Annotated in this window: 15 protein-coding genes; 10 read left to right on the plus strand and 5 right to left on the minus strand. The window is 60.8% G+C overall.

What is annotated here, in order from left to right; all coding sequences use genetic code 11:
- Positions 1-37 precede the first annotated feature (37 nt).
- Positions 38-1015, minus strand: a complete 978-nt coding sequence (locus tag HX823_RS04625) for a dipeptidase (protein WP_005792153.1) — start codon at positions 1013-1015, stop codon at positions 38-40.
- A gap of 219 nt (positions 1016-1234) precedes the next feature.
- On the opposite strand from HX823_RS04625, the gene HX823_RS04630 reads away from it, so the two are divergent.
- Together HX823_RS04630 and HX823_RS04635 are read left to right on the plus strand one after the other, a co-directional pair.
- A complete protein-coding gene (locus tag HX823_RS04630) occupies positions 1235-1636 on the plus strand; it encodes a lysozyme inhibitor LprI family protein (RefSeq protein ID WP_016977792.1) in 402 nt (133 codons plus the stop codon).
- Positions 1637-1676: 40 nt separating this feature from the next.
- Positions 1677-2093, plus strand: coding sequence for a DUF3010 family protein (locus HX823_RS04635; protein ID WP_177074241.1), 417 nt, complete (start codon positions 1677-1679; stop codon positions 2091-2093).
- Positions 2094-2100: 7 nt separating this feature from the next.
- Here the strand turns inward: HX823_RS04635 and HX823_RS04640 are convergent, their stop codons facing one another.
- The gene (locus HX823_RS04640; RefSeq protein ID WP_177074242.1) at positions 2101-3291 is read right to left on the minus strand and encodes an AAA family ATPase; all 1191 of its coding nucleotides are present in this window, start codon (positions 3289-3291) and stop codon (positions 2101-2103) included.
- A 68-nt stretch (positions 3292-3359) separates the two neighbouring features.
- The gene (locus HX823_RS04645; RefSeq protein ID WP_016977789.1) at positions 3360-4304 is read right to left on the minus strand and encodes a GlxA family transcriptional regulator; all 945 of its coding nucleotides are present in this window, start codon (positions 4302-4304) and stop codon (positions 3360-3362) included.
- A 193-nt stretch (positions 4305-4497) separates the two neighbouring features.
- Between HX823_RS04645 and HX823_RS04650 the strand changes: the two genes are divergently transcribed.
- The 6 genes from HX823_RS04650 to HX823_RS04675 all read left to right on the plus strand — a co-directional run bounded on the left by HX823_RS04650 (position 4498) and on the right by HX823_RS04675 (position 9612).
- Positions 4498-5442, plus strand: coding sequence for a choline ABC transporter substrate-binding protein (locus tag HX823_RS04650; protein ID WP_038848891.1), 945 nt, complete (start codon positions 4498-4500; stop codon positions 5440-5442).
- A gap of 73 nt (positions 5443-5515) precedes the next feature.
- Entirely contained in the window at positions 5516-6403 is an 888-nt protein-coding gene (locus HX823_RS04655; RefSeq protein WP_038848894.1) for a 3-keto-5-aminohexanoate cleavage protein, read from the plus strand.
- Between the two features lie 30 nt (positions 6404-6433).
- Positions 6434-7399 carry an L-carnitine dehydrogenase gene (locus HX823_RS04660; protein WP_038848897.1) on the plus strand — a complete coding sequence of 322 codons (966 nt, stop codon included), beginning with the start codon at positions 6434-6436 and terminating at the stop codon, positions 7397-7399.
- A gap of 13 nt (positions 7400-7412) precedes the next feature.
- Positions 7413-7892: a thioesterase family protein gene (locus tag HX823_RS04665; RefSeq protein WP_038848899.1), complete on the plus strand. Its 480-nt coding sequence runs from the start codon at positions 7413-7415 to the stop codon at positions 7890-7892.
- A 9-nt stretch (positions 7893-7901) separates the two neighbouring features.
- Complete coding sequence (locus HX823_RS04670; protein ID WP_177074243.1) at positions 7902-9062, plus strand: gamma-butyrobetaine dioxygenase; 1161 nt, start codon at positions 7902-7904, stop codon at positions 9060-9062.
- Positions 9063-9348: 286 nt separating this feature from the next.
- The gene (locus tag HX823_RS04675; RefSeq protein WP_010207120.1) at positions 9349-9612 is read left to right on the plus strand and encodes a hypothetical protein; all 264 of its coding nucleotides are present in this window, start codon (positions 9349-9351) and stop codon (positions 9610-9612) included.
- A gap of 144 nt (positions 9613-9756) precedes the next feature.
- On the opposite strand, the gene HX823_RS04680 is transcribed toward HX823_RS04675, so the two are convergent.
- Together HX823_RS04680 and HX823_RS04685 are read right to left on the minus strand one after the other, a co-directional pair.
- Positions 9757-10860 (minus strand): GlxA family transcriptional regulator, encoded by a 1104-nt coding sequence (locus HX823_RS04680; RefSeq protein ID WP_005792167.1) that lies wholly within the window; start codon positions 10858-10860, stop codon positions 9757-9759.
- A gap of 519 nt (positions 10861-11379) precedes the next feature.
- Entirely contained in the window at positions 11380-12756 is a 1377-nt protein-coding gene (locus tag HX823_RS04685; RefSeq protein ID WP_038850239.1) for an L-serine ammonia-lyase, read from the minus strand.
- Positions 12757-12774: 18 nt separating this feature from the next.
- Here HX823_RS04685 and HX823_RS04690 point away from each other — a divergent pair, with 18 nt between their 5' ends.
- Together HX823_RS04690 and HX823_RS04695 are read left to right on the plus strand one after the other, a co-directional pair.
- Complete coding sequence (locus HX823_RS04690) at positions 12775-12975, plus strand: hypothetical protein (protein WP_177074244.1); 201 nt, start codon at positions 12775-12777, stop codon at positions 12973-12975.
- Positions 12976-13171: 196 nt separating this feature from the next.
- Positions 13172-14119, plus strand: coding sequence for a choline ABC transporter substrate-binding protein (locus HX823_RS04695; protein WP_177074245.1), 948 nt, complete (start codon positions 13172-13174; stop codon positions 14117-14119).
- The last annotated feature ends 20 nt before the right edge of the window (positions 14120-14139 follow it).

Genomic DNA, 14139 nt, shown 5'->3' on the forward strand with positions numbered 1-14139 from the left:
CGCGAATGGCCGGGGAAAAAGATGCGTTGGCGGTGGCTTATTCGCCCCAGACGTCCTTGAGGACGTTGACCCAGTTTTCGCCCATGATCTTGCGTACCACGCGCTCAGGGTGGCCGCGCTTGAGCAGGGTCTCGGTGAGGTTTGGGAATTCGCCCACGGTGCGGATGCCCAGCGGGTTGATGATCTTGCCGAAGCTGGTCAGGCGGCGGGCGTAGCCCTTGTCATGGGTCAGCATTTCAAAGAAATCCTGGCCATGGCCCTGGGTGAAGTCGGTGCCGATGCCGATGGCGTCCTCGCCGACGATGTTCATGGTGTATTCGATGGCTTCGGCGTAGTCGTCGATGGTCGAATCGATGCCTTTGGCCAGGAACGGCGCGAACATGGTCACGCCGACAAAACCACCGTGGTCGGCAATGAACTTGAGTTCTTCATCGGACTTGTTGCGCGGGTGCTCTTTAAGGCCGGACGGCAGGCAGTGGGAGTAGCACACCGGCTTTTTCGATTCGAGGATGACTTCTTCGGAAGTCTTGGAACCGACGTGTGAGAGGTCGCACATGATGCCGACGCGGTTCATCTCAGCGACGATTTCACGGCCGAAACCCGACAGGCCGCCATCACGCTCGTAGCAACCGGTGCCGACCAGGTTCTGGGTGTTGTAGCACATCTGCACCACACCGACGCCGAGCTGCTTGAAGATCTCGACATAGCCAAGCTGGTCTTCGAAGGCATGGGCGTTCTGGAAGCCGAAGATGATGCCGGTCTTGCCCTGTTCCTTGGCGCGGCGGATGTCGGCGGTGGTTTTCACCGGGATCACCAGGTCGCTGTTTTCACGGATCAGGGTCTGGCTGGCCACGATATTGTTGATGGTGGCCTGGAACCCTTCCCACACCGACACGGTGCAGTTGGCAGCGGTGAGGCCGCCTTTGCGCATGTCCTCGAACAGGTCGCGGTTCCACTTGGCAATAATCAGCCCGTCGATAACGATGCTGTCGGCGTGCAATTCGGCTGGGCTCATCAGGCGTCCCCTTATTGGCGATTCATGCGCCGAATCGTCTGCCGGCGCTTTGGGGCCAGCATATGCCCAGGGGCCGACAGAGCCGGGTGCAAAAACGACAGGGGAATTGCCGAAAGCGTCAATCCACGACAAAGGCTGTTATGAGTGGTCTGACTGGCGGCTGTTCTTTGTCCCACGCTTGAGCCAGAATTCCCGCATCACCTGATATGAGACGGCGCAATGAAATCGATTTTCCTGGCTTTGGCACTCATCGCAACCGGCGTCCACGCGGCCGAAGACACCGACAGCACGCCGTGCGACGGCATCGAAAACGACAAGCAAACCCTGGAATGCGCCTCTTACAACAAAACCACTGCTGAACAACTGCTCAAAGACAACTATCAAGGCCTGCTGGAACGCATGGCTTCGACCTACGGCAGCGACAAGACCAAGCTGGCGGACATTACCGCTCGTCTGAAGGATGCCCAGCAGAAGTGGGAAAAATTACGGGATGCCGATTGCGCCGTGGACACCTTCCCAGCAGTGAACGGCACCAAGGCGTATGCGATTGCGCAGAATGACTGCCTGGCACGGATGAGCGATGAGCGGTCGGAGTTTTTGGAGTCGATCGGGCAGGAATAAACGACAATCACCGCCACTTTTCTCTGAACCAAGGCTATTCATGACTATTTGCGGCATCGAAATCAAAGGCAGCGAAGCCATCATCGCCGTCGCCTCCCTGGACAATCAGGCGTTGCGCCATGTCGCCCTGGCGACCAAGAAAATCGCACTTGAAGACGACGATGAGGCCGCCAACGTCAAAGCCTTTGCCGTACAGGTGAAGGCGTTTGTGCTGGAAAACGCCATCACCCGTATCGCCATCAAGAAACGCAGCAAGAAGGGTGAGTTCGCCGGCGGCCCGACCACGTTCAAGATTGAAGGGGTGTTTCAGTTGCTGGATGCGGTTGAGGTGACGCTGCTGTCACCGCAAACCATTAATGCGCAGAACAAGAAGCACAATTTTGAACTGCCGGCGACGCTGAACAAGTATCAACATGAGGCCTACAAGGCAGCCTGCTCGGCCCTGCTAAAGAAATAAGAACCCCCTATTCACTGTGGGAGCTGGCTGTACGGCCCTTGTGTTGCAGCCAATCGCCAAAGGTCTTGTCCTCCAGTGCATAACCGCCCCGGCTCGACTTCCACACCAGTTCCTTGTCGCGCAGGGCATCGATACAAGCCTGAATCGTCTGGGTGCCCGGCACCACGTCGCTGCCCATGTCTTCCAGTGCTTTGCTGACCGCAGCGAGGGTGCTGTCGGTGAACGGCGCGAAGGGTTCGTTGGTTTGAGAGCGCTCTACCATCACTTGCAGCACGGCGCGCTGGGGGATGGTGAGCGTGTTCCAGGCGCTTTCGAATTCGGTCCACACACCTGCGCGCAACAGTTCGGCGCGGCTGTGCAGCAGTTGACCCAAATTGCTCGCCTCGCCCAACTCCAGCGCCACTTCTCCAATGATGGTACGCAGCATCTCGGGGCGACGGCCAACCAGCTCAAAAGCCTCATCAATATCGTCCGCGCTGAATTGGTTGGTTTTCGCCAAGTGCGCGTTGAGGTGCGCGGTATAGGCTTGTGTGAACGCCTTACCCAGCAACGGAAACGGCGTGATGCTGGAGCCGAAGAACGGCTGGCTTTTACCCAATACCAAGTGGGCCAGCTTGTCGCGATTGGAGCCAGTGAACACCAGATGCAAACCGCTGCCTTCCTCGTCACGCCCCTGGTTGAGCTGATCCCGGGCGGCCTTCAGCGCAAACATCGCATTGATGCCTGAATCGCTGGTCAAGGCGTGCTGCGCCTCGTCAATCACCAGGACGACGGTTTTTTCCGCCGCGTGATGCAGCAGTTCCAAGGCTTGAGTCAAGGTCGCGCCGACGGGCAATTGAGGCTTGCTGAAGTCCCAGGACAGCGTACGCAGAAAGCTCAGTTTCTCGATCCCAAGGTTCTTGGCCAGCTTGCGAATGCCCTTTTCATAGGGCACCAGCGCTGCGGCAATGGCGCTGGCAATCAACTCCGCGGGGTCTTTTTCTTTGTCAGCCCACAGATCGACGTACACCGCCAGCCACCCTCGAAGCTGACACTCCGGGATCAGGTCTTCGCGTAAAAAAGTACTTTTGCCCGTGCGACGCGGCGCCGCGAGAAACAGGCCAGAGGTGAAATCCTGGATACCGGCCCCCACCAGGCCGTCGGCAATGCTGCTTGCCAGCGCGGGACGGCGGAATACAAAGCCGCTGTGCTTGGACATGGTTTTATACTCAATTATGGAAAGGACTATAAATTATAGTAACGAGTATAATTGACTATAATTGGCCGTCAAACCACTTCCCTTCGCCGATCCTCCCTCGGGCACTTCGCAAACCGTGCCCGATAACTACGGGTGAAATACGACGGCGACTCAAACCCACAGGCAATGCTCACTTCCAGCACACTCATGTCGCTCTGGCGCAGCAGTTGCCGGGCTTTCTCCAGGCGCAGGCCGAGGTAGAAGTTGCTGGGAGTGTCGTTCAGGTGCAGGCGGAACAGGCGCTCCAGTTGGCGACGCGTGACTTTGATCGCTTCGGCCAAGGCCAAAGTGCTCAGGGGCGGCTCGGTGTGCTGCTCCATCTCGCCGATCACTTGCACCAGTTTTTTGTTGTTGATGCCGTAGCGCGTGGCGATCTGCATGCGCTGGTGGTCTTTGCGTGGGCGGATGCGGCCGAGCACGAATTGCTCGGAGACCTGGATCGCCAGTTCGGGGCCGTGGGCCTGGGCGATCAGGTCGAGCATCAGGTCGATGGAGGCCGTACCGCCGGCGCAGGTGATGCGGCGGCGATCGATTTCGAACAGCTCCTGGGTCACGGTGAGCTGTGGATAAGATTCCTTGAACGCGTCGATGGCTTCCCAGTGCAGGGTCAGGCGGTGGCCGTCGAGCAGGCCGGCTTCGGCGAGGACGCAGGCGCCGGTGTCGATGGCGCCGAGGGTCACGCCGTCGTGGTCGAGGCGGCGCAGCCAGTGTTCCAGCGCGGGGGTGGCGAATTGCAGCGGTTCGAAGCCCGCGACCACCAGCAAGGTCGCGCCTTTTTTCAACGGTTCCAGCGCGGCGTCGGCGTTGACCGACATGCCATTGCTCGCCAGCACCGCGCCGCCATCGGCGCTCAGCACGTGCCAGCGGTACAGCTCGCCACGAAAGCGGTTGGCCACCCGCAGCGGTTCCAGCGCGGAGATAAAGCCGATGGCCGAGAAGCCCGGCATCAGCAGAAAGTAGAAATCCTGGGACATGGTGGCGCTCTCGTCGGACGGGCAGCGTGGCACTGTGATACTCCCGTTCTCGGGTGGATTCAAGGGGGCAGGTCGCTGCAGTGCAAGAGCTGGTCGCCGCCGTGCGTTTTATAGGCCCTCAAGCTGCGTAACTTGATCCCACGGCGCACAAAGACGCCGGACCCCACAATAACGACCTGCCGAGGGATCCACCATGAACCGACTGATCAGCCGCTGTGTGCTTGCACTCAGCGCCAGCGCCATCTTGAGCACGAACGTACTGGCTGCCGATGCAGCATCTTGCCAGAACGTGCGCATGGGCGTGGTGAACTGGACCGACGTAATCGCCACCAGCGCCATGACCCAAGTGTTGCTCGACGGCCTCGGCTACAAGACCAAACAGACCAGCGCCTCCCAGCAAATTATCTTCGCCGGCATCCGCGACCAGCGCCTGGATTTGTTCCTGGGCTACTGGAACCCGCTGATGACCCAGACCATCACGCCGTTCGTCGACGCCAAGCAAGTCAAGGTCCTCGACAAACCCAGCCTCGAAGACGCGCGCGCCACCCTCGCCGTGCCGACTTACCTGGCGGACAAGGGCCTGAAAACCTTCGCTGACATCGCCAAGTTCGAAAAAGAGCTGGGCGGCAAGATCTACGGCATCGAGCCAGGCTCGGGCGCCAACACCCAGATCAAGGCAATGATCGCCAAGAACCAGTTCGGCCTGGGCAAGTTCCAGCTGGTCGAGTCCAGTGAAGCCGGCATGCTCGCCGCCGTCGACCGCGCGGTGCGCCGCAAGGAAGCCGTGGTGTTCTTTGGCTGGGCGCCGCACCCGATGAACGTCAACGTCGCCATGACCTACCTCACCGGCAGCGATGACGCCCTGGGCCCGAACGAAGGCATGGCCACCGTGTGGAGCGTCACCGCGCCGAACTACGCCGAGCAGTGCCCCAACGTGCACAAACTGCTGACCAATCTCACCTTCACCGCCGCCGACGAGAGCCGGATGATGCAGCCGTTGCTGGATCACAAGGACGCCATCGAGTCCGCCAAGCAGTGGCTCAAGGACCACCCGCAAGACCAGGCGCGCTGGCTGGAGGGTGTGACCACCTTCGACGGCAAGCCGGCCGCGGCCAACCTGCAACTGACCAGCCAATAACTTTTTCTGAACCACCGTTTCGCAGCTCAACCGGGCTGCGAACGGCACCACTACGCCTGTAAGGAACCGCCAAATGAACCACGACGTCATCATCACCTGCGCACTCACCGGTGCTGGCGACACGACCAGCCGCAGCCCCCACGTGCCGGTCACCCCCAAACAAATCGCCGCCGCCGCCGTGGAAGCTGCCAAGGCCGGCGCCACCGTTGTGCACTGCCATGTGCGTGATCCTGAAACCGGCAAGTTCAGCCGCGACGTCGCCCTGTACCGCGAAGTGATGGAGCGCATTCGCGAGGCCGACATCGACATTATCGTCAACCTCACCGCCGGCATGGGCGGCGACCTGGAGATCGGCGGCGGCGAGAACCCAATGGAGTTCGGCCCCAACACCGACCTGGTCGGCCCGTTGACCCGTCTGGCTCACGTCGAAGAGCTGCTGCCGGAAATCTGCACCCTGGACTGCGGCACCCTGAACTTTGGCGATGGCGACACTATTTACGTCTCCACCCCGGCGCAACTGCGGGCCGGCGCCAAGCGCATCCAGGAACTGGGCGTGAAGGCCGAGCTGGAAATCTTCGACACCGGCCACCTGTGGTTCGCCAAGCAGATGATCAAGGAAGGCCTGCTCGACAACCCGCTGTTCCAACTGTGCCTGGGCATCCCGTGGGGCGCGCCGGCCGACACCACCACCATGAAAGCCATGGTCGACAACCTGCCCGCCGACGCGGTGTGGGCGGGCTTTGGCATCGGCCGCATGCAAATGCCGATGGCGGCGCAAGCGGTACTGCTGGGCGGCAACGTGCGGGTCGGCCTGGAAGACAACCTGTGGCTGGACAAAGGCGTGCTCGCCACCAACGGCCAGTTGGTAGAGCGCGCCAGTGAAATCCTCAGCCGCCTGGGTGCACGAGTCATGACCCCGGCGGAAGGCCGAATCAAGATGGGTTTGACCAAGCGCGGTTGATCGCAGCCACCACTTTTTTAGGAATTTGCCATGAGTTTTATCACCGAAATCAAAACCTTCGCCGCCCTCGGCAGCGGTGTCATCGGCAGCGGCTGGGTGTCCCGCGCCTTGGCCCATGGCCTGGATGTGGTCGCCTGGGACCCGGCGCCCGGTGCCGAAGCCGCACTGCGCAAACGCGTCGCCAACGCCTGGGGCGCCTTGGAAAAACAAGGCCTGGCGCCGGGTGCGTCCCAGGACCGCCTGCGCTTTGTCGCCACCATTGAAGAGTGCGTGAAAGACGCCGACTTCATCCAGGAAAGCGCCCCGGAACGCCTGGAACTGAAACTCGACCTGCACAGCAAGATCAGCGCTGCGGCCAAACCGAATGCGTTGATTGGCTCGAGCACGTCCGGCCTGTTGCCGAGCGAGTTCTACGAGGGTTCGACCCACCCTGAGCGCTGCGTGGTCGGCCACCCGTTCAACCCGGTTTACCTGCTGCCGCTGGTGGAAGTGGTCGGCGGCAAGAACACCGCGCCGCAAGCCGTTCAGGCCGCGATCAAGGTGTATGAATCCCTCGGCATGCGCCCCCTGCACGTGCGCAAGGAGGTCCCAGGCTTTATCGCCGACCGCCTGCTCGAAGCGCTGTGGCGTGAGGCCTTGCACCTGGTCAATGACGGCGTGGCCACCACCGGTGAAATCGACGACGCGATCCGCTTTGGCGCGGGCTTGCGCTGGTCGTTCATGGGCACCTTCCTGACCTACACCCTGGCAGGCGGCGACGCCGGCATGCGCCACTTCATGGCGCAGTTCGGCCCGGCGCTGCAATTGCCGTGGACCTACCTGCCAGCGCCAGAGCTGACCGACAAGCTGATCGACGATGTGGTCGACGGCACCAGCGATCAACTGGGCAAACACAGCATTTCGGCACTGGAGCGCTATCGTGATGATTGCCTGCTGGCGGTGCTGGAAGCGGTGAAAACCACCAAGGCCAAGCACGGCATGACGTTCGCCGAATAACGGAACCCCTGACATGCCCGCACTCACCACCTACACCACCCAGGTCCACCCCGACTGGGTGGACTACAACGGCCACCTGCGCGACGCGTTCTACCTGCTGATCTTCAGCTACGCCACCGACGCGCTGATGGACACCCTCGGCCTGGACAGCGAAAACCGCGAAGCCAGCGGCCATTCACTGTTCACCCTGGAGCTGCACCTCAACTACCTGCACGAAGTGAAACTGGGTGCCGACGTGGAGGTGCATACCCAACTGATCGCCTTTGATGCCAAGCGCCTGCACCTCTATCACAGCCTGCATTTAGTGGGCGATGAAAAGGAGCTGGCGGGCAACGAGCAGATGCTGCTGCACGTTGATCTGGCCGGTCCGAATTCGGCGCCGTTCACCGAGGCCACGCTGGGAAAACTTACGGCTATCAGTGCGCAGCAGGCTGACCTGCCGCGCCCTGCCTTGCTTGGCCGAGTGATTGGACTGCCCCCTAAAAAACAATAAGGAGCCACCATGCAAACCGCCGCCGCTGTCGCCGATTTCCGTACCTACCCGAAGATCTGCGACATCGCGGACGTGCGGGTGCTGGACGATCAGATCCTCGTGCATTGGGCCGATGGGCGGGTCAGCCCGTTTCATCATCAATGGCTGCGGGACAACTGCCCCTGTGCAGAATGCGTGTACAGCGTGACCCGTGAACAAGTGCTGGAGATTGTCGACGTGGACGCCAATCTCAGGGCTGCCTCGGCCCGTCTTGATCAAGGCAATCTGTGGGTGGAATGGAGCGGCGGCCACCGCAGCCAGTACGATCCCGGCTGGTTGCGGGCTCATGCCTATGACGACGAATCCCGTGCCGAACGCCGTGCGGCAAAGCCCCAATCGCAGCTGTGGGACCGTCACTTCCAACTGCCGGTGTTCGACTACTCGGCGGTCATGGAAGACCCGAACGCGCTGCTGCAATGGTTGCTGGCGCTGCGCGATTCAGGCCTGACGCAAATCCGAGGCGTCCCAATCGAGCCCGGCTCGCTGGCGCTGATCGCCAAGCGCATTGCCTTCATCCGCGAGAGCAACTTCGGTGTGCTGTTCAATGTGCAATCCAAGGCCGATGCCGATAGCAATGCCTACACCGCTTTCAACCTGCCCTTGCACACCGATCTGCCCACGCGGGAGCTGCAACCGGGCCTGCAATTCCTGCATTGCCTGGTGAACGATGCCAGCGGTGGCGAGAGTATTTTTGTCGACGGGTTTGCCATCGCCAACGCTCTGCGCACGGAAGAGCCCGAAGCGTTCCGGGCACTGTGTGAGATCCCGGTGGAGTTTCGCAACAAGGACCGGCACAGCGACTATCGCCGCCTGGCGCCGATCATTGCGCTGGATGCGCTGGGGGATGTGGCGGAGATTCGCATGGCCAACTTTTTGCGTGGGCCGTTTGAGGCCAGCGTTACCCAGATGCCGTTGCTGTATCGCGCGTATCGCCGTTTTATCGCCATGACGCGGGAGGATCGCTTTCGTCTGGTCAAGCGCTTGAATCCGGGGGAGTTGTGGTGCTTCGACAACCGCCGCACCTTGCATGCGCGTAATGCTTTTGACCCGGCTTCCGGGGCGCGGCATTTTCAAGGATGTTATATCGATAGGGATGAGTTGCTCTCGCGCATTTTGGTGTTGCAACGGTAGACCGTGGCGCGCCCTTCGCGAGCAAGCCCGCTCCCACAAAAAAAGCCCCGATCCAGCCGTGACTGAATCGGGGCAGAGTGCCTTGTGTGAGCGTGACATCCTGAGGGTGACCAAACCTTCAAGCTGAGTGCTTGGGTTCAGTGTGCCCATTAATGCGCTCGGTAAATGGCCCGAAAACGACATGCTCGTAGCCATCTGAGGCATTCGTGCAATCTCGCCTTGCCGACCGCTTGGGCGGCTACCAGAATCGAGGTCAAACCCCGTTCCCTTCACCAGGATAAACGTCATGATGCATGCGGATTTGATTGACCAGGATGACCTGCTGGGCCAACTGCGCTCACTGGGTTTTGAAGTGTCCAGCGGCGCCACCGCCGAGCAGGCCTGCGAATGTGCGGTGCGTGGGTTGAGCGAGGCGCGGGCCAAGGCGCTCAAGGGGATGGTTGAACAGATGTACACCGGTAGTGCGACGATATTGCCGGCGGTGCGGCAGGCGATCGATAAGCAGTTGTTGCCGGCGCTGGTGCAGTTCAAACAGAACTCCGGCGCCTGAATAGATCACTGTGGCGAGCGGGCTTGTTGTGGTGAGCGGGCTTGCCCCGCGCTGGAGTGCGAAGCGCTCCCAAGATTTAGGGCCGCTGCGCAGCCCAGCGCGGGGCAAGCCCGCTCACCACAACAGCCCAGCTCACCAAAAGGTCTAGAGCCTTACGCTGGCGAACGTCGATTCGTTTCTGGCCTGACTCAACGCCGACATCGGTCCCGATAACGGTGACAACACCAGCGCCTGCGGAATCGGCATCATCGCCACTTGTTGGGTGGTGTTGGAACCCACACGCTCATCCCGTGGCGGAATGCCGAAGTATTCGCGGTAGCACTTGGAGAAGTGCGGCGTGGAAACAAACCCGCACACCGACGCCACTTCGATGATCGACATCGGCGTTTGCTTGAGCAACTGCCGTGCGCGGATCAGGCGCAGCTTGAGGTAGTAGCGCGATGGCGAGCAATGCAGGTATTTCTGGAACAGCCGCTCCAGCTGGCGACGCGACACGGCGACGTACACCGCCAGTTCGTCCAGGTCGATCGGCTCTTCCAGGTTGGCTTCCATCAGCGCGACGATTTCCTGCAGCTTCGGCTGGTTGGTGCCGAGCATGTGCTTGAGCGGCACACGCTGGTGATCCTGTTCGTTGCGGATGCGCTCGTACACGAACATCTCGGAGATGGCGGCCGACAGTTCACGGCCGTGGTCGCGGCTGATCAGGTGCAGCATCATGTCCAGTGGCGCGGTGCCGCCGGAGCTGGTGAAGCGGTTGCGGTCGAGGGTGAACAGGCGTGTGCTCATGGCCACGCGGGGGAAGGCTTCCTGCATCGAGGCCAGGCATTCCCAGTGCACGCTGCAATCAAACCCATCGAGCAAACCGGCGCAGGCCAGGGCCCAACTGCCGGTGCATACAGCGCCCAAGCGGCGCGATTGGCGCGCCTGGCTTTGCAGCCACGACACATGTTCACGGGTCACCGTACGTTGGATACCCACGCCGCCGCACACGATCACGGTGTCCAGGGCTGGGGCTTTGTGCATGGAAGCATCGGGGGTGATTTGCAGACCGTCGCTGGCCCATACCTGGTTTCCATCGACGCTCAAGGTCGTCCAGCGATACAGCTCGCGACCGGAGAGCTGGTTGGCCATGCGCAGGGGTTCGACTGCGGAGGCCAGGGAAATCAGCGTGAAATTGTCCAGCAGCAAAAAGCCGATGGATTGAGGCGCACGGTTCTGGGGTTGGGCCCCGGAGTTGAACGACGTCATCGCGGTATCTCCTCACACAAAGCGGGTGATGGCCTCAGGCGAGGCTCTTGTTATTGCGCTCTTCATCCAGGCAGGAGAGAGGCTTTGAATTGATAGAGCAAATGCCATGCCTAAAATTGAATGGCCGTCCAATAACTCCTAAAAACGACCTGATGACGTGTCTAAACAAGCCCGCGCCGCGAGTACGGATATAGCCGGAATCGGCTGTAGGAACGAGTCTGCCCACGGGGCGTGAGCAGAACGGTAGCACTTGTGGGAAGGCGCTTTGCGGGCGTGGGAGAAGTCTGTCACCCCAAGCACGGGTGACAGCGAGTCGGGCGGGAAATCGTTCGGTAGCTACTTATCTGTTTGCGACGCGCTAAAAGGTGGCGCTTTTGGATCCGGGTGTTCACTTTATGCGCATGCAAACCTTTGTGGCGAGGGAGCTTGCTCCCGCTGGGCTGCGTAGCGGCCCCAAAATCTTGGGAGCGCTGCGCACTCCAGCGGGAGCAAGCTCCCTCGCCACAGAAGCCGATCAGATCAGCACTCTACGGCGCTGACCGCCAACCCACCCCGCGATGTCTCTTTGTACTTGTCATGCATGTCCGCCCCGGTATCGCGCATGGTGCGGATCACCCGGTCCAGGGAGATGAAGTGCTGGCCATCACCACGCAGCGCCATCTGCGCGGCGTTGATCGCCTTCACCGCCGCAATCGCATTGCGTTCGATGCACGGCACTTGCACCAGTCCACCCACCGGGTCGCAGGTGAGACCGAGGTTATGTTCCAGGCCGATCTCGGCGGCGTTGCACAGTTGTTCCGGCGTAGCGCCGAGGATCTCGGCCAAGCCAGCAGCGGCCATGGCGCAGGCCGAACCCACTTCACCCTGGCAGCCGACTTCGGCACCGGAGATCGAGGCGTTCTTCTTGCACAGGATCCCCACCGCCGCCGCACCGAGCAGGTAATCCACGACGTTGGCTTCGGTGACTTCCTCGCTGAACTTCATGAAGTAGTGCAACACCGCCGGGATAATCCCCGCCGCGCCGTTGGTAGGCGCAGTGACCATGCGTCCACCCGCGGCGTTTTCTTCATTGACCGCCAGGGCGAACAGGTTGACCCATTCCATGGCGCTCAAGGTCGAACCGATCACATTCGGCTTGCCCAGTTCCTGCAAGCTGCGGTGCAACTTGGCCGCACGCCGGCGCACGTTCAAACCGCCAGGCAGGATGCCTTCGTGCTTGAGGCCTTGCTCCACGCAATCCTGCATGGCGCGCCAGAGCTTCATCAGGCCACTGCGGATTTCTTCTTCGGAGCGCCAGACCTTTTCATTGGCCAGCATCAACTCGGCCACGCGCAGGTTGTGGGTCTTGCACAGCTGCAACAGCTCCACCGCGCTGGAAAAATCGTAAGGCAACTCGGTGCGGTCCATATCGGCCACGCCGCTTTGCGCCTGGGCTTCATCCACTACGAAGCCGCCGCCCACCGAATAGTAGGTGTCGCGGTGCAGTTCAGCGCTGTCGCCGTACACCACCAGCGTCATGGCGTTGGGGTGGAACGGCAGGTTTTCGTCGAGCAGGCGCATGTCCCGTGCCCAGACGAAGGGCACCGGCAAACGACCATCCAGCAGCAATGTATCGGTCTCGCGCAGAGTGTGAATGCGCAGGCCAATCTGCGACGGATCGATAGCGTCAGGCCATTCGCCCATCAGGCCCATGATGGTCGCTGTGTCGCTGCCGTGGCCGATGCCGGTGGCGGACAAGGAGCCGTAGAGCTGAACTTCGACGCGCCGCACTTGTTCCAACAGTTCACGTTCACGCAAGCCTTGAACGAACAACGCCGCGGCGCGCATGGGGCCGACGGTGTGAGAACTCGAAGGCCCGATGCCGATCTTGAACAGGTCGAAAACACTGATAGCCATTGCCGTGGAACTCCGCAGGTGAGCAAACCGGGCACCAAGGAGCTGCTACGCTCAAATCGCCCAGATGGCGGCATCATCAAGCTTTTGCTGACCGCCACGGCGTCTCACACCGACGTAACCATGCTCACCAGCGTCGCTTGCGTACGATCACCTGTTTTGGCCGTTTTTAGCGGTGCAGATGAACGAAAACTGCAGTTTCGCCTCTGGAAAAATCTGTAAGCGACGTCACCGACACTGGATACGACCATCCCTGTACTGGATACGACGCCCCCTGTAGGCGTCAGATTTTCACTGGTACATGATCAGTCTCGACTCGTTTGCAAGGCACCGTGCCAGAGCTGTTGTCGCACGCACCAACCGCAACACTTATAAAGCGCGGCGAATGCCGCCAGAAAAAACACAGGAGTCTACCCAGATGAAAGGTTCACCCCAGTTGTTGTTGGCCGCCATGCTGAGTCTGCCAGTCCTGGCACACGCTGCAGAACCGGAACAGTGCAAGACCGTCAACTTCTCCGATGTCGGCTGGACCGACATCACCGTCACCACCGCGACCACCAGCGAAATCCTCAAGGGCCTGGGCTACAAGCCGCGCACCACGATGATTTCGGTACCCGTGACCTACAAGTCACTGGCCGACGGCAAGAACATGGACATCTTCCTCGGCAACTGGATGCCGACCATGGAAAACGACATCAAGCAGTACCGTGATGCCGGCACCGTGGAAACCGTGCGCGCCAACCTGGAAAACGCCAAGTACACCCTGGCCGTCCCGGAAGCGCTGTACAACAAAGGCCTCAAGGACTTCGCCGACATCGCCAAATTCAAGGATGAGCTGGGCGGCAAGATCTACGGCATCGAGCCGGGCAACGACGGCAACCGCACCATCCAGACGCTGATCGACAAAGACGCCTTCGGCCTGAAAACCGCCGGCTTCAAAGTCGTCGAGTCCAGCGAAGCCGGCATGCTCTCCCAGGTCGAACGCGCCTCCAAGCGCGACCAGGCCATCGTGTTCCTCGGCTGGGAACCGCACCCGATGAACACCCGCTTCAAGATGAAGTACCTGACCGGCGGTGACGACTCGTTCGGCCCCAACTACGGCCAGGCCACCATCTACACCAACACCCGCAAGGGTTATACCCAGGAATGCAGCAACGTCGGCCAGTTGCTGAAAAACCTGGTGTTCACCCTGGACATGGAAAGCACCCTGATGGGTAAAGTCCTGGACGACAAACAAAAGCCTGACGCCGCCGCCAAGGCCTGGCTGAAAGCCAACCCGCAAGTCCTCGACACCTGGCTCGCCGGTGTCACCACCGTAGATGGCAAACCAGGACTCGACGCCGTTAAAGCCTACCTCGCCAAGTAATGTTGTCCCCGGGGCGGTGC

The organism is Pseudomonas sp. P7759 (genome assembly GCF_013386445.1).
GTDB lineage: Bacteria > Pseudomonadota > Gammaproteobacteria > Pseudomonadales > Pseudomonadaceae > Aquipseudomonas > Aquipseudomonas azotoformans_A.